Here is a 15,535-nt window from a genome sequence, read left to right on the forward strand (position 1 = left end):
CAGTGCGTGGTCAGCGCGTGACCTCGCTGCGCGGGACCTGAAGTCCGAACACCGAGCGGGTGCCCAGGGCCACCACGCCGCCGACGATCCAGAACACGCCGGCGACGCCGATCAGCGCGCCGGCGGCGCCGAACAGCATCGGCATGGCGACGCTGGAGGCATTGAGCGTCATCACGCGCAGGCCGAGCGCCTCGCCGTGGCGGGCATGCGGCGTGATCTGGTGCAGCATGCTCATCACCATCGGCTGCACCGCGCCGAGCGCGATGCCGAGCACTACCGAGCAGGCGCCCATGCCGAGCGCCGAGTTCATCAGCGGATAGACCGCGAACACCAGGGCCGTGACCCCATTGGCCGCAGCAATCACGCCGCGCTCGCTGGAGCGCGAGGCCACCAGCGGCAGCACCAGGCGGATGCCGGCCGCCGCCACCGCGAAGGCGCCGAGGATGGTTCCGATCATCGAGGCGCTCAGGCCGCGCTCGTGGCCCAGCAGCGGCAGCACGAAGGTGTGGACGTCCCAGGAGGCGGACTGCAGCCAGTTCACGAACAGCAGCCGCCTGAACATCGGCTGGCCGAGCAGGTCCCATGCGCGCGGCCGGGGCGCGCCGACAGCAGGCCGGGACAGGGGCAGCTCGGCCGCGCCGCGCGCCAGCAGCCAGCAGGCGATCGGCAGCAGCGCCAGCAGTCCGAAAGCCACGCGATAGCCGATCAGGTCGCCGGGCACCGGCCCGGCATGGTCGATCAGCAGCCCGGTGGCGAAAGGCCCGACGAAATTGGCCGCCGCCGGCGCGATGGCCAACCAGCTGAACACCTGCTTGAGCTGGGTCGGGTTGGTGGCCGCGCGGCCGACATGGCGCTGCAGCGCGATCACGGCGATGCCGGTGGCGCCGCCGGTCAGCAGCGCCGCCAGGCAAAGCACCGGGAACACCGGCCAGGCGCCGGCCAACGCGGCCCCGCAGGTCGCCGCAGTCACCGCGATGCCCAGCGGCCGCCGGAGGCCGTGCCGATCGGCGAAACGCCCGGCCGGCAGCGCCAGGAACACCTGCGTCAGCGCGAACAGCGCCAGCAGCATCCCGACCGCCGCCGGGCTGTAGCCCTCGCGCAAGGCCAGCAGCGGGGCCGCCAGCCGGGTGCCCGTCATCGCCGCGTGCAGGCAGACCTGCGCCAGGATCAGGCGCAACAACCCAGCATTCATAGGTGAACCTGCGTGCTTCGCACTGCGGTGACAACGCCTTCGGGCGGCCGGGCGGCGTTCACAGGGTGCCGTCGTCCTCGTCGTCGGTCAGCGGCAGCAACGCCTGGGTCTGCGCTTCGGGCAGCGCTTCGACCTTGCGCAGCGCCAGCCGCATCTGGCGGGCGCGGGTGTCGGCCTTGTCGAGCGTGTCGGAGGCCTTGGCCACCTGCTCCTTGATGCGCGCCACCCATTCGCCGTAGCGCTCGAACTCGGTCTTGACCGCGCCCAGCACCTTCCAGACTTCGGAAGCCTGGTGCTCGAGCGCCAGCGTTCGAAAGCCCATGTGCAGGCTGTTGAGCATGGCCAGGAGCGTGGTCGGGCCGGCCAGCGTCACGCGGTGTTGGCGCTGGATCGCATCCATCAGGCCGGGACGGCGCAACACCTCGGCGTAAAGGCTCTCGACCGGCAGGAACAGGATCGCGAAGTCGGTGGTGTGCGGCGCCGCCAGATAGTTGTCGGCGATCGACCGGGCCTCGGTGCGGATGCGTGCCTCGAGTGCCTTGGCGGCCAGTTCGGCTGCGGGCGCATCGGCGCGCTCGTGGGCGTCGAGCAGGCGCTCGTAGTCGTCACGCGGGAACTTGGCATCGATCGGCAGCCAGACCGGCGCGCCGTCGCCGCCGCGGCCCGGGAAGCGGACCGCGAAATCGACCCGCTGGCCGCTGCGCGGCTTGGTCTCGACCTGCCGGGCGTACTGCTCGGCGGTCAGCACCTGCTCGAGCAGCGCCTCGAGCTGCACCTCGCCGAACACGCCGCGAGTCTTCACGTTGGTCAGCACGCGCTGCAGGCTGCCGACACCCACGGCCAGCGACTGCATCTCGCCCAGCCCCTTGTGCACCTGCTCGAGCCGGTCGGCCACCTGCTTGAAGCTCTCGCCGAGCCGGGCCTCGAGCGTGCTCTGCAACTTCTCGTCGACCGTCCTTCGCATCTCGTCGAGCTTGGCCGTGTTGCTCTGCTGCAGCTGCGCGAGCTGGGTTTCCATCGTTGCGCGCACTTCGGCGAGCCGGCGCGCATTCGATTCGCTCAGGCCCTGCAGCTGCGTGTTCAAGGTATCGGCCAGCGTCTTCTGGAGCAGCGCGAGCTGCTGCGCGAAGGCGTCGATCTGCGCGTTCTGGGTCCGCGTGGATTCCGCCCCCTGGTGCAGCAGCGACTGCTGGAAGGTGGCGAACGCCTGCGTGCTTTCCTGTCGGGCGCCGCGCGAGCTTTCGCTGATCTCGCGGCGCAGTTCGCGCTCGATGCGCTCGTTGCCGGCAGCCAGCGTGGCGACCAGCGCCGCTTGGTCGGGCGCCGGCGGCGGGCGCAGCAGCAGCCACAGCACGAGCGCGATGTTCAGGGCCGCGAGGGCCAGCAGGATCCAGAGTTCGACCACGACGCTCAGCGCGCTGCCAGCACCGCTGGATTCAGCGGCGTGACCGGCTTGCCGTCGACCAGGAAGCCGATCAGGTTGTCGACCGCCAGGTCGGCCATGGCGCGCCGCGTCGGCACGGTGGCGCTGGCGATGTGCGGCGTCAGCACGACGTTGGGCACGGTGAGCAGGTCCGGATGCACCTTGGGCTCGCCCTCGAAGACATCCAGGCCGGCGGCGGCGATGCGGCGCTCGCGCAGGGCGGCCGCGAGTGCCGCATCGTCGACGATGCCGCCGCGCGCGATGTTGACCAGGGTCGCGGTCGGCTTCATCAGTGCCAGCTCGGCGGCGCCGATGGTGTGGTGCGAAGCCGCCGTGTAGGGCACCACCAGGACAACGTGGTCAGAGGTCTTGAGGAGCTCTTCCTTGCTCACGTAGCGCGCCTTGCACTCGGCCTCGAGCGCGGCATCGAGCCGCGAACGGTTGTGATAGATCACGTTCATGCCGAAACCGAAGGCACCGCGCTTCGCGATGCCCTGCCCGATGCGTCCCATGCCGATGATGCCGAGCGTCGACCCATGGATGTCGGAGCCGGAGAACATGTCGTAGCGCCACTTGCGCCACTTGCCGGCGCGCAGGAAATGCTCGCTCTCGGCGATCCGCCGGGCGGTCGCCATCAAGAGCGCGAAGCCGAAGTCGGCCGTGCTCTCGGTCAGCACGTCCGGCGCATTGGTGGCGAGCACGCCGCGCGCGGTCATGGCGTCGAGGTCGAAGTTGTTGTACCCCACCGCCATGTTGGCGCAGATCTTCAGCTCGGGACAGGCCGCCAGCAGCGCGGCATCGATGCGCTCGCTGCCGGTGGTGAAGACGCCCTGCTTGCCCTGCAGCTTTTCAATCAGCTGGGCCGCGCTCCAGTCCTCGTCGGCCTGGTTGGACTCGACTTCGAAGTGCGCCTGGAGCCGCGCGAGGGTCTCGGGGAAGATCGAACGGGCGACGAGGACTTTGGCTTGGGTCATGGTCAACGGAAGAAGATGAAGGTGGAAAGGATGAACAAGGGGATCAGGATCGCGCCCGACCACAGCATGTAGCCGAAGAAGCTCGGCATGCGCACGCCGCGGCTCTCCGCGATGGCCTTGACCATCAGGTTGGGCGCGTTGCCGATGTAGGTGTTGGCGCCCATGAACACGGCGCCGGCCGAGATCGCCGCCAGCGTCGTCGCGTAGGTGGTCATCAGCGCCTGCGGGTCGCCGCCGGCGGTGTTGAAGAACACCAGATAGGTCGGCGCGTTGTCGAGAAAGGAGCTCAGGATGCCCGTGGCCCAGAAGTACATCGCCGGATCGGGCTGGCCATCGGGCCGGGTCACGGCCGCGACGACGGCGCCGAAGGGGCCGCCGAGGCCGGCCTTGAGCATCGCGATGACCGGCACGATGGTCAGGAAGATGCCCGCGAACAGCTTGGCCACTTCGATCATCGGGCCCCAGCCGAACTGGTTGTCGGCGTGCACCTTGGCGGCGGTGAGCTTGAGCGACAGCAGCGTGATCGCCACCAGCCCGACATCGCGCACGATGCCCGGCAGGCCGACCGGCGTGCCATGGACATCGAAACCGATGGAGGACTTCCAGATGCCGCTGAGCAGCACCAGGAACAGCACGCCGCCCAGCAGCCAGAAATTGACCACGCCGTCGAAACCGACGCCGCGGGTGTCGGGCGTCGGGTCGAAGGGCGCGACGCCCTCGTGCCTGAAGTACCAGCGGTCGAGCGCATAGAACAGCGCCAGCAACGCACCGACCACGAACAGGGTGTCGGGGAAGATGTTCTTCGCGGTCCAGAAGAAGTCGACGCCCTTCAGGAAGCCGAGGAACAGCGGCGGATCGCCCAGCGGCGTCAGCGAGCCGCCGACGTTCGACACGATGAAGATGAAGAACACGACCACGTGCACCTTGTGCTTGCGGTTGTCGTTGGCGCGGATCAGCGGCCGGATCAGCAGCATCGAGGCGCCCGTGGTGCCCATCAGGCTCGCCAGCACCGCGCCGATCGCGAGGATCGCGGTGTTGAGGCCCGCCGAGCCGTGCAGGTTGCCGCGGATGTGGATGCCGCCGGCCACCGCGAACAGGGCCGCGAGCAGGATGATGAACGGGATGTACTCGGCCACCAGCGCATGCACCAATTGCGCCCCGGCCTGCGGGGCGCCGTAGATCGCCCCGAAGGGCAGCAGGAAGGCCAGCGACCAGGCCGCCGACACCTTGCCGTAGTGGTGATGCCAGAACGACGGCGCCAGCAGCGGCAGCAGTGCGATCGACAACAGGATGCCGGCAAAGGGCAAGCCCCACAGCGGCGACAGGCTGCCGCCATCGAATTCGGCGGCGGCGGCCAGCGCCGGGAAGGCCATCGTCAAGGCGCCGGCCGTCAGCAGCCGCAGCCATCGGCTCGGAAACCGCGCCCCCATCACGCGGCGGGCTGCGCGATCTCGAACACCTGGCGCAGGTAGGCCAGGTAGCGTTCGTCCTCGCACATGTTCTTCGACGGCGTGTCCGAGAGCTTGGCCACCGGCTGATCGTTGCAGCGAATCATCTTGATCACGATCTGGAGCGGCTCGTAGCCGAGGTCGTTGGTGAGGTTGGTGCCGATGCCGAAAGCCAGCTGGCAACGGCCGCGGAACTGCTGGTAGAGCTCGATGGTCTTGGGCACGGTGAGACCGTCGCTGAAGATCAGGGTCTTGGTCAACGGGTCGACGCGATTGGCGATGTAGTGGGCCAGCATGCGCTCGCCCCACTGGAACGGGTCGCCGCTGTCGTGGCGCGCACCGTCGAAGAGCTTGCAGAAATAGAGGTCGAAATCGCGCAGGAAGGCGCTCATGCCATAGACGTCGGACAGCGCGATGCCGAGGTCGCCGCGGTATTCCCGGGCCCACGACTCGAAGCCGAAGACCTGGCTGTCGCGCAGCCGGGGGCCCAGGGCCTGGCAGGCCTGCAGGTACTCGTGCGCCATGGTTCCGAGCGGGATCAGGCCGAGCTTCATCGCGTACAGCACATTGCTGGTGCCGGCGAGCTGCGGCAGCTTCGCGCTCGCGTGCAGCGGCGCCGGCGCGGTGACCGCGCCGAGGCGGCTGGACAGCGTGCGCAGGACTTCCTCGTGCCAGTCCTTGGAGAAGCGCCGGCGCGTGCCGTAGTCGGCGATCTTGAGGTCGGCCAGCCGGTCGTCCTGCAGCTGGGCGATCTTGGTCTCGAGGCGGCGCCGGCCCTCGGCCAGGTCGGGCTGCGGCTGGGTGTTGCGGAAGTACACCTCGTTGACGATCGCCAGCACCGGGATCTCGAACAGGATGGTGTGCAGCCACGGCCCCTTGATGCTGATCTCGAGGTCGCCCGAGGGCTGGGGAACGATGTCGATGTACTTCTCGTTGAGCCGGAACAGCCCGAGGAAGTCGACGAAGTCGCTCTTGATGAAGCGCATCGATCGCAGGTAGCTCAGCTCGGGTTCGCGGAACTGCAGAGAACAGAGATGCCGCACCTCCTCGCGGATCTGTACCGCGAAGCGCGCCAGGTCGATTCCGGGGTTGCGGCACTTGAAGCGGTACTCCACGCGCGCGCCCGGAAAGTGGTGCAGGACCACCTGCATCATCGTGAACTTGTAGAGATCGGTATCGAGCAGGCTGTGGATGATCATGGTGCGGCGCGCTGGTCTCCGGATTTCGGGTGTGCGTTCGATTATCACGGGCCGCGTCGGCAAGTGCCTACGAGCCCTTCCCCGGGCGTCCTACCGTGCCGCCGACAGCCCGCGGCGACAGTGGCTTCACGCCGGTGGGCGAGTGTTCCGACCGGCGAGCAACCATCTGAACCTGAAGGAGATACGCCATGAACACGGACACCGTCGAAGGCAACTGGAAGCAGTTCAAGGGCAAGATCAAGGCGCAATGGGGCAAGCTGACCGACGACGATTTCGACGTCATCGCCGGCCAGCGCGACAAGCTGCTGGGCCGCATCCAGCAGCGCCACGGCATCAGCCGCGAAGAAGCCGAAAGTCAGGTCGCCGACTGGGAGCGCCGCGATGGCCGCACGCCCGCCGCGATCTGGATGGAGCGGGTCTGAAGGGCAAGGCTGAGATCGAGGGCGCCCTCAGCGGTCCGGCGAAGCCGGTTCCGCGAGGGCGCCCGAACTGACAGGGGGTGTTGTCATTGGAGGTCGTCGATGACTGCCTGCAGGGCCGCCGGCAACTTGACCGGGCGCCGGGTCGCCCGATCGACGTACACATGGACGAAGTGCCCTTGCGCCGCCGCCGTTTCGGCCCCTTCGGCGAACAACGCGATGTCGTAGCGCACGCTGGAGCTGCCGGCCTGCGCCACCCGGATGCCCGCCTCCACCGTTTGCGGGAAGGCCAGCGGGGCGAAATAGTTGCACTGGGTCTCGACCACGAAGCCGATCGTCGCGCCCTGGTGGATGTCCAGCGCGCCGCGCTCGATCAGCAGCGCGTTCACCGCCGTGTCGAACCAGGCGTAGTAGACGACGTTGTTGGCATGGCCGTACATGTCGTTGTCGGCCCAGCGCGTCGGGATGCTGCGGAAGGCGCGGTAGCTGCCACGGGAATGGGGGGTCGGTCGAGCGCTCATGGCCGGGCATTTTGCCAGCGCCGCCAGTACGCCAAGGCCACCCTGAACGTGCCCAGTTGAACCTGCACCGTCTCGGAAATATCGCTGGCATAGCCGCCGGCCATCGCGAAGGCCAGCGGCAGCCGGCGCTGCCAGGCGTAGTCGAAGACCCGCCGGTCGCGCGCCTCGAGGCCGTCGAAGCTCAGCTTCAGGCGCCCCAGCCGGTCGCGCTCGAAGGGATCGGCCCCCGCCAGATAGATGATCAAGCCTGGGGTGAAGCGCCGCTCCAGTTCGTCGAGCGCCTGCTCCAGCGCGCTCAGGTAGTCGGCGTCGCCGCAACCATCGGGCAGTTCGACGTCGAGGTCGCTCGCCTCCTTGCGGAACGGAAAGTTCTTCTGCCCATGCAGCGACAGCGTGAAGACGCTGGGGTCGTCCCGGAAGATGCTGGCCGTGCCGTTGCCCTGGTGGACATCGAGATCGATCACCGCGACCTTGAGCGGCGGCCGGGCCCGCCGCCCCTGCTCGGCCTGCATCAGGCGCGCCGCCACCGCCGCATCGTTGAAGACGCAGAAGCCGCCGCCCTTGCCCGCACTTGCGTGGTGGGTGCCACCGGCCATGTTGGCCGAGATGCCTTCCGCCAATGCGGTTCGGCAGGCCGCAATGGTCGCGCCGGCCGAACGGCGCGAGCGCTCGACCATGGCCTCGCTCCACGGAAAGCCGATCTCGCGCATGGCGGCGGGAGCCACGCTGCCTTCGCTGATCGCGGCGATCCATTGCGGCGTGTGCGCCAGCGCCAGCTCGCCGTCGCTGGCGCGCGGCGCCTCCATCATTCGCACTTCGGGCAATTGCGCCTCGAGCCGTTCGCGCAGCATCGCATAGCGCCCCATCGGGAAGCGGTGGCCGGTTGGAAGCGGCAATACGAACTGGCCGGAATTGAATGCACGCATGCGGAACATTCTCATGGAGAGGTTTTAGAAAGCGCGTTCTAAATTGCTGCGACGCAACAAAAACCCCTTGTCCCAAACGCGTGGCTGCCTATACTTGAGCCCATGCTGCACCGCAACAAAAGTAGAGGGGCAGCTCAAGCGCGAATCTACCCTTTCAATTCAACTGGAGCACCCACATGGCCCTCACCGCCGACCAAATCATCTCTTCGCAAAAAGCCACCCTCGAAACGCTGTTCGGCCTGACCACCAAGGCATTCGAAGGCGTCGAAAAGCTCGTCGAACTCAATGTGACCGCCTCGAAGGCCGCCCTGACCGAAGCCGCCGGCACCAGCCAGGCTCTGCTGAGCGTCAAGGATGCGCAAGAACTGATGTCGCTGCAAGCCAGCCTGTTCCAGCCCCTGGCCGAGAAGACCGCCGCCTACAGCCGTCACCTGTACGACATCGCCCAAGGCACCAGCGCCGAGTTCACCAAGGCTTTCGAATCCAAGGCCGCTGAAGCCCAGCAAGCCTTCGTCGGCCTGGTCGACAGCGCCGCCAAGAACGCCCCGGCCGGTTCGGAAACCGCCGTCGCCGTGATGAAGAGCGCCGTGGCTGCCGCCAACAACGCTTTCGAATCGGTGCAAAAGGCTGTCAAGCAAGCTTCCGACGTTGCCGAAGCCAACTTCCAGGCCGTGTCGACCACCGCCGTGAACGCAGCGAAGAGCACCGCTCAAACCGCGACCCGCAAGCGCTGAGCTAGCATTGTCTCCTTGGGTCCTTCGGGATCCAATTCAGGGCCTCGTCTTCGGACGAGGCCTTTTTTTTGCGCCCGAGTCGGGTCTTCGATAATGGCCGCCACACCATTTGGAGATTGGCATGGAAATCAACGGCAAGGTTTTTATCGTGACCGGCGGCGCTTCGGGCCTCGGCGAAGGCACGGCGCGCATGCTGGCGGCCAACGGCGGCAAGGTGGTCGTCGCCGACATGCAGGCGGACAAGGGCGAGGCCGTGGCGAAGGACATCGGCGGTGTCTTCGTCAAGTGCGACGTCAGCCAAGAGGCCGACGGCCAGGCCGCGGTGGCGGCGGCGCTCCAGCTCGGCAAGCTGGTCGGGCTGGTCAACTGCGCCGGCATCGCGCCGGCCGAGAAGACCGTGGGCAAGAACGGCCCGCACGCGCTGGCGGTGTTCAGCAAGACGGTCACGGTCAACCTGATCGGCAGCTTCAACATGATCCGCCTGGCGGCCGACGCGATGGGCAAGAACGAGCCCGAGCCCACCGGCGAGCGCGGCGTGCTGATCTCGACCGCCTCCGTGGCGGCCTACGACGGCCAGATCGGCCAGGCCGCCTACAGCGCCTCGAAGGGCGGCGTGGTCGGCATGACCTTGCCGATCGCCCGCGACCTGGCGCGCAGCGGCATCCGCAACATGACGATCGCCCCCGGCATCTTCGGCACGCCGATGCTGTTCGGCATGCCGCAGGAGGTGCAGGACGCCCTGGCCGCCAGCGTGCCCTTCCCCTCGCGCCTGGGCACGCCCGAGGACTACGCCAAGCTGGCCAGGCACATCATCGAGAACGACATGCTCAACGGCGAAGTCATTCGTTTGGATGGAGCCATCAGACTTGCCCCTAGGTGAGACGCCGCAGTACATGCGCGATTAGAGGTTAGCCTCTACTCACCAAAAGATAAAGGGTCACTATCGCTTTGACCCTTTTGATAAACCCCACGAATCATGCGGGATGAGCGGGAGCTGAAATTGGGATCAGTGACCTACGCAGCAGGATTCATTGACTGAATCCTCCGGGGTCACTCGATAGGTCAACGGAGCGACTTCTGCTGGATTGGGCGAACCACGATCACAGCTACCAGACATGCGAGACGAATCGCATTCTTCGTGTCTGGCTCCAAGTACGGAATGAGGTCTGAGTGATCGGCTACGACCTGAAGCACCTCAGGCAGCACAAGGCCGAAGCTGGCAACGAGCCAGCTCCATGACTTCCAGAACTTAGGGACGAGCATCAACGTCCTCTCTTCCCGGTCATCGCCACTTCGATCTCAAGAAGCCGAAGACGGCGGTCGATCTCATCAAGGCGGCTGTCGTGCCCCTTAACTTGACCAGAGACCGTCTCGAAGCGGTACGTCAACGTCTCCGTCAACTTGTCGATCTTCCAGATCAAAGTGAACCCACCGATGATGAGTGACACGAGCAAAGGCCCGAGGATTGTTGCTGCAGCTTTCGTCAAGCTGATGGGTTGGTTTGCTGATGTTGCCATTGTGATTGTCATAGTTGGGTTGCCCCTTATTTATTGTTCGCCGCTCAATCACTGATGCCAGTAAACCTTGATCTGGCATGAGTCAACCGACACGACACCAGAGCTGCCTGTGCGACCAAACTGCATGTACGACCCGAACCACTTCGAATTAATTTGTGCTGCCGTCCACGTGTAGCCCCACAGTTCCGTTGGGCCACCGAACGTAGTCGTGCTGAGTGTTGTTGGCAGCGCGGTTGCGTTCCCGAGGTTCGAACCGAGAGATGCGTTGTAAGTGCCACCCCCAGCGTCCTCCCGAATGACCCGGATAATGTCAGGCGTAATCGTCGCAGCTGAGTCTCGCTTCCACGTGTAGATGAGTTCAATGCCGTCAATGATTGCGTCAGATGGAACATTGGACAGGTACTCGTACAAGGCCAAGCCATTGTTGTCCGCAGTTACCGTTGTTGGCGTCTGTGTAGCGAACAAGCCGTTAGGTGCGGCCATCCCGTAGTTCGGGTTCGTCCAGCTTGCAGAGCCGCCGTGCGGGCCGTAGTTGGTTGCATAGCGCAAGGAAGTCGGCGATGTTGGGACGTCAATGTGCCAGTACACCTTGACCTGCGCAGCATCGACGTACGCGTTGCCGGTGCCACCCGAACGAGCGAACTGAACGTACGGACCAAAGTTCGCTGCCTTGATTTCTGCTGGCGTCCATGTCGTACCCCACAGGTTCGTCGGACCGCCGAACGTTCTCGTGCCCACCGTCGTAGGCAACGCAGTTGCATCGCCAAGGTTCGAGCCCGCAGTTGCCCAGCTACCGCTTCCATTGTCCTTTGCGAGCTGCACTGTTACCGGTGTGATGTTCGGGGATGAATCCTTCTTCCATGTGTAGGCAACTTCAATGCCGTCAATCGTTGCGGTTGATGGAATGTCAAAGCCGTACGCGAAGTYGTGCAGACCCTTGTTGTTCGCAGTTGTGGTCGAGACCGCCTGAGTAGCAAACCCACCGTCAGGAGCAAAGTACGAATCGCCGCTAGCGAAGGTCCAATTCACCGTGCCGGAGCTAGACGTAGTTGTGTCAACCGCGTAGCGAGCCATTGGCGAAGTTGGAAGTGCGTAGTACACCTTCATCTGAACGTTGTCGAGCGTCAGTGTCGACAGCGAGCCTGGGCGGTACTGGAAGCCAATGCCAAAGGTTGAATCGTTCACCATCGCCTGCGTCAGCGCTGTCTGACCCATCACCATGTACTGAGCGCCAGCCTTCGTGTTGTTGTTCGAGATGCCATCGACGTTGGAAGACACAGTGATTGTTCCCTCTGTGGTTGGCATCGGGCTAACGTTCCACGAGTAGGAGCTACCAGCTCCTTGCACCATGAAGCCCCACATCTTTCCGTCTGCCGTAGAAGCATAGCCTTCGTACTTGATGTCGAGGCCAGTGATCACGTTGCCGGTAGGAATCGAGAAGCCGAAGTTCTGAGCGTACACATAGTCGCTCCAGTAGATCGTTGGCGAAGCACCGTCAACAGTCACAGTTGCATAGCTGTTGTCACTCGACAAGATGTTCGTCAGGTTCGACCAATCAGGCGCACCCGATGCGTCCGCAGGGACAGCAGTCGTAGGAGACATCCAAGCTGTTTCGCCCTTGCCAACGCCAATGTCAGGGAACGCAGTTGTTTGCACCGTGTAGGTCGATCCTGAGTAACGACCGACGCCGTTCGTGATTCGAACTTCATCGAGCTTGCCCTTGACCGTGTCGCTGCTGCCGTTCGTGCTTCCTACGGAAAGCACAGTGCCGCCCGTGTAGTTCTGTGTGTCAGCAGCAGTACCAACTCGCACACCATCAACGTACAAGTAGCCAACACCGCTAACGCGAGAGTACGCGACGTAGTGTGTTGCGTCGTTGAAGATTGTGGATGCGCTGCCTGTGACAATGTCGCCGGCGGCGCCGCAGTACCAACGAGAAGCATCACCACTTGCAGGGTTGAAGTAGAGCTGCCAGATGATGTTCGCATCGGCGTAAGCACCACCGCCCGAGTTGTTGTACAGCTCGATTGCAGTAGGGAACGATGCAGTCTGTGCAGGCGCTTTGATCGAAAACTCAACCGTGAAGTCACCTGTGCCGAAGTTGAAGTTCGCTGGCGCTGTCTTTGTGCGGACGTTGTCGCCGTCCGTTCCTGAAGCTGAGTAGTAGCTACCGGAACCATAGATCGGTGACGACGAGCTTTGTGTAGCCGTGCCGTACGCCGTCCATAGGTTCAGTGAGTACACATCTGTAATCGTGGTTCCGCTTGCATCGAAGTGCAGCAATGAACGAACGTAGCTTGCGTACGGATCGATTGGGACAGCGTAGATGCGGTAAGGTCGAACAGAAAATGTCATGCTGGCACCTGTGTCCAACCGCCTTCCCACTGTGACGCAGAGGACACGTAGGTGAGGCTCAACCAAGATGCACGAGACGCCGTAGCCAGCATCGTGCCGTCAGCCTTCACGGATGAAGGAAGAGTCACAGTGCGTGAGCCTGTTGCGTCCTGAACGAAACGAATCTGGATCGTCTGTCCGTCTGTTGGGTTGCTGATCGTCACGGAGGTGACGTTTGCTGTCAGCGCACCGAAGTAGAAGACGTTGCTTGTCGCAGCGTTGAACGTTGGCGTCGCTGAGAACGAAACGCTCACAGGTGCCGTCAATGCCTTCGAGGACACAACCAACGAGCCAGCAGAACTGATCGTGACAGCGCCAGTGAATGGAGCGCCACCAGCAAGGTTGGCCTTCAGGTTGTCTGCTGTCGTAACGAACGCGGTCGTTGCAAGCTGAGTTGTGTTTGTGCCAGCAGTAGCTGTAGGTGCGGCAGGCGTGCCAGTGAACGTTGGTGATGCAAGCGTAGCGAAGCCAGAGATTGAAGCACCAGACGGAATCGTGACCGTGCCTGTGAACGTTGGAGAAGCAACGGTCGCCTTCAGACCCAGTGCTGTGTTCAAGTCCGTTTGGCTTGACAGTGTGCCCGTGATCGAACCCCATGTGCCGCCACCGCCACCAGGAGGCGCAGCGAACGTACCGTCAGCACGTAGGAAGTTCGTTGTGCCACCTGGGTAGCTCAGAGCCGCAACCGTGCCAAGGCTTGACGTGTTCGCCTTCGCGGCAATTGATGTGTCGTGGTCCGTGATCTGCTTCTGCAATTTGCCAGCAGCAGACAACACCGTGTCGGTCGCGGTGATTGCGGCATTCGTGGAAGTGGACAAACCGGTCAGGACCGCAGCACGAACACGCGTGTCTGTGTAGTACTTGTTCGTTGAGCCTTCCGTGACGGCATCGGTGCTGCCCGGTGACGCGCTGATTTCAACGTAAGCTGAACCACTCCAACGGTGCGTCTTGTTTGTGTCCGCTGCGATGTAGATCACACCAGCAGCACCCGTACCCGGGAATGCAGCCAGGTTCGCGTACTCAAGTACATCGTCAACGTAGCTTGGCAGTTGCGAGGATGGAACCTTGCCGCCGCTGTCCAAAGAAGCGACGCCGTTGTTGGCACCGATCAGCGAGCTGTTGACCTTCAGGTCCAGTGCAGTCTGTGTTGCCGTGCTGACTGGCTTGTTCGCATCGGATGTGTTGTCTGCGTTCGACAAACCAACGTCTGCCTTCGCCAGCGTGACCGCGCCTGTGCGGCCATTGACGGAAGCAACACCACCAGACGCTGCGAAGTCGTCAACGATTGTTTGTGCTTCATCACGGAAGCCTTCAGCAGCCACAACCGCATTTGCAGCCGATGTTGCGGAAGCGCTTGCGCTGTTCTTGGAGATCAGCGCAGCAGCGGAGGAAGCCGATGCCTCTGATGCTGAAGTCGCAGCGTTGTCCTTGTAGGTCAGTGCGGTCGATGCACTTAGTGCTGCATCGTCTGCTGCTGCTTCAGCACTTGCGACAACACCGACACCTGCCGCTGCGCTGTTAGCTGCTGCGATGGCGCTGTTGTTTGCTGATGCTGCGCTGTTCGCTGCATTCGTTGCTGACGTGGAAGCTTCGCTCGCTTTCGTTGTAGCTGTACCTGCACCTGTCGTTGCAGTGCTGGCAGATGTTGAAGCGGACGTTGCGCTTGCTGCTGCCTCTGCTGCCTTCGTTGTTGCAATGCCAGCTTGTGTCGTTGCAATCGTGAGCGGAGATGTCAGCGCCGTCTCAACCCAGTTCTTCGTAGCGACATCTTGTGCGCTCGTTGGGTCCGTGACGTTGATGATCTTGTGATTGCCTGCGTTGTACGTGCCAGACAGATCAAGCTTCAATGTGCCGACAGCGGAGTCCTGTGCAGCCATCCACAGACGGTCGAAGTCGCGATCAAGCGTATCCGTGCTGATCGAGGCGCCGGGTTGGTAGTCCGTGCTGCGCTCAAGGTTGACGAGGCGCTGTACGCGAACGAGTGTGCCGTTCGCGGGAGCAGTGGTGAAGTTCACCGTGCCGCCACCTTGGTTGTCTACGACAGGAACCGTGTAGCCGGATGACTGCAACACACCGTTGAGGTACACCTTGATGTCTGCCGCAGATGTTGCGTAGAACGTGTACGAGAAGTTCTTGATCGAGCCGTTGCCTACGTACTCGTTGATTGGATTCTGGACGCTGATCGTCATGTCTTACCCTTGTTGTTCTTCTTGTGGTGGGGTGTACTGAGGCACGAGTGCAATGAGTTCTTGCTCGGATGGAATTGAACGTCTGCCGTTCAGCACGTCATCAAGCAATTCATAGCAACGAGCCCAGACCTGAGAGCGCCATGCGCGGAATGAACGGCCCTCTGTTTGGAACTTCTCTACGGCAGGTTCCTCTGCGTATGTGACGGCTGTTGCGATGCTGTCGTAGCCGAACGATTGAGCCATCGTGTCGAGGTAGCGCTGAACGTGAGCGACAAGGCGTTCCTGTTCTGACTCCGTTGTGCGTGCTGGTGGCGTCTGCCCCTTCAGGAACGAAGCAGGATTGATCTTGATTGGAGGTGGAGCCTCGACCACTGGAGCAGCTGGTGCTGGTGGTGGTGCCGGGATGTCTTCGAGAACCCATGCACCATTGATTGCACGAACACGCTTGCCCGCTGGCGTCACTGGAGGTTCGATCTCCAAGCAATGTGCAGGGATCAACCAGCCACCATCGAGTGGATCGCGGTCGCTGTCGTTCAGTTGGATCGTTGCTTGGTACAGCTTCGTAGCTGAGTCAAATGCGTAAACAGTCTTCATGCTGT

The 15,535-nt window shown here is 63.4% G+C and carries 14 protein-coding genes; 3 read left to right on the forward strand and 11 right to left on the reverse strand.

From position 1 onward, the window contains the following. Positions 1 to 10: 10 nt before the first annotated feature. The 5 genes from AC1DYD_RS06575 to pncB are packed head-to-tail and all read right to left on the reverse strand — an operon-like array spanning position 11 to position 6,236. Positions 11 to 1,192 (reverse strand): MFS transporter, encoded by a 1,182-nt coding sequence (locus AC1DYD_RS06575; RefSeq protein ID WP_478171936.1) that lies wholly within the window; start codon positions 1,190 to 1,192, stop codon positions 11 to 13. 58 nt (positions 1,193 to 1,250) lie between these two features. Beyond that, positions 1,251 to 2,597 carry a DNA recombination protein RmuC gene (locus AC1DYD_RS06580; protein WP_478171937.1) on the reverse strand — a complete coding sequence of 449 codons (1,347 nt, stop codon included), beginning with the start codon at positions 2,595 to 2,597 and terminating at the stop codon, positions 1,251 to 1,253. Positions 2,598 to 2,602: 5 nt separating this feature from the next. Beyond that, positions 2,603 to 3,589, reverse strand: a complete 987-nt coding sequence (locus AC1DYD_RS06585) for a 2-hydroxyacid dehydrogenase (RefSeq protein WP_478171938.1) — start codon at positions 3,587 to 3,589, stop codon at positions 2,603 to 2,605. A 2-nt stretch (positions 3,590 to 3,591) separates the two neighbouring features. Beyond that, the gene (locus tag AC1DYD_RS06590; RefSeq protein ID WP_478172025.1) at positions 3,592 to 5,019 is read right to left on the reverse strand and encodes a sodium:proton antiporter; all 1,428 of its coding nucleotides are present in this window, start codon (positions 5,017 to 5,019) and stop codon (positions 3,592 to 3,594) included. Beyond that, complete coding sequence (gene pncB / locus AC1DYD_RS06595) at positions 5,019 to 6,236, reverse strand: nicotinate phosphoribosyltransferase (RefSeq protein WP_478171939.1); 1,218 nt, start codon at positions 6,234 to 6,236, stop codon at positions 5,019 to 5,021. The genes AC1DYD_RS06590 and pncB overlap by 1 nt, the downstream gene beginning before the upstream one ends. A 188-nt stretch (positions 6,237 to 6,424) precedes the next feature. On the opposite strand from pncB, the gene AC1DYD_RS06600 reads away from it, so the two are divergent. Next, positions 6,425 to 6,658 (forward strand): CsbD family protein, encoded by a 234-nt coding sequence (locus AC1DYD_RS06600; RefSeq protein WP_478171940.1) that lies wholly within the window; start codon positions 6,425 to 6,427, stop codon positions 6,656 to 6,658. A gap of 83 nt (positions 6,659 to 6,741) precedes the next feature. On the opposite strand, the gene AC1DYD_RS06605 is transcribed toward AC1DYD_RS06600, so the two are convergent. Together AC1DYD_RS06605 and AC1DYD_RS06610 are read right to left on the reverse strand one after the other, a co-directional pair. After that, entirely contained in the window at positions 6,742 to 7,176 is a 435-nt protein-coding gene (locus AC1DYD_RS06605; RefSeq protein ID WP_478171941.1) for an acyl-CoA thioesterase, read from the reverse strand. Next, positions 7,173 to 8,111, reverse strand: a complete 939-nt coding sequence (locus AC1DYD_RS06610; RefSeq protein WP_478172026.1) for a histone deacetylase family protein — start codon at positions 8,109 to 8,111, stop codon at positions 7,173 to 7,175. Before AC1DYD_RS06610 ends, AC1DYD_RS06605 begins: the two co-directional genes overlap by 4 nt. 167 nt (positions 8,112 to 8,278) lie before the next feature. Between AC1DYD_RS06610 and AC1DYD_RS06615 the strand changes: the two genes are divergently transcribed. Both AC1DYD_RS06615 and AC1DYD_RS06620 read left to right on the forward strand, forming a co-directional pair. Then, the gene (locus tag AC1DYD_RS06615) at positions 8,279 to 8,836 is read left to right on the forward strand and encodes a phasin family protein (RefSeq protein ID WP_478171942.1); all 558 of its coding nucleotides are present in this window, start codon (positions 8,279 to 8,281) and stop codon (positions 8,834 to 8,836) included. Between the two features lie 121 nt (positions 8,837 to 8,957). After that, positions 8,958 to 9,716, forward strand: a complete 759-nt coding sequence (locus tag AC1DYD_RS06620; RefSeq protein ID WP_478171943.1) for a 3-hydroxyacyl-CoA dehydrogenase — start codon at positions 8,958 to 8,960, stop codon at positions 9,714 to 9,716. A gap of 382 nt (positions 9,717 to 10,098) precedes the next feature. Here AC1DYD_RS06620 and AC1DYD_RS06625 read toward each other — a convergent pair whose 3' ends face one another. Genes AC1DYD_RS06625 through AC1DYD_RS06640 form a run of 4 tightly spaced genes read right to left on the reverse strand, consistent with a single transcriptional unit; the run spans position 10,099 to position 15,530 of the window. After that, positions 10,099 to 10,353: a hypothetical protein gene (locus AC1DYD_RS06625; RefSeq protein ID WP_478171944.1), complete on the reverse strand. Its 255-nt coding sequence runs from the start codon at positions 10,351 to 10,353 to the stop codon at positions 10,099 to 10,101. A gap of 48 nt (positions 10,354 to 10,401) precedes the next feature. Beyond that, a complete protein-coding gene (locus AC1DYD_RS06630; protein ID WP_478171945.1) occupies positions 10,402 to 12,708 on the reverse strand; it encodes a LamG-like jellyroll fold domain-containing protein in 2,307 nt (768 codons plus the stop codon). After that, positions 12,705 to 14,936, reverse strand: coding sequence for a hypothetical protein (locus tag AC1DYD_RS06635; protein WP_478171946.1), 2,232 nt, complete (start codon positions 14,934 to 14,936; stop codon positions 12,705 to 12,707). Before AC1DYD_RS06635 ends, AC1DYD_RS06630 begins: the two co-directional genes overlap by 4 nt. A gap of 3 nt (positions 14,937 to 14,939) precedes the next feature. After that, positions 14,940 to 15,530 (reverse strand): hypothetical protein, encoded by a 591-nt coding sequence (locus AC1DYD_RS06640; protein WP_478171947.1) that lies wholly within the window; start codon positions 15,528 to 15,530, stop codon positions 14,940 to 14,942. Between the last annotated feature and the right edge of the window lie 5 nt (positions 15,531 to 15,535).

The sequence above is a fragment of the Variovorax sp. P4_B11 genome (assembly GCF_056402355.1).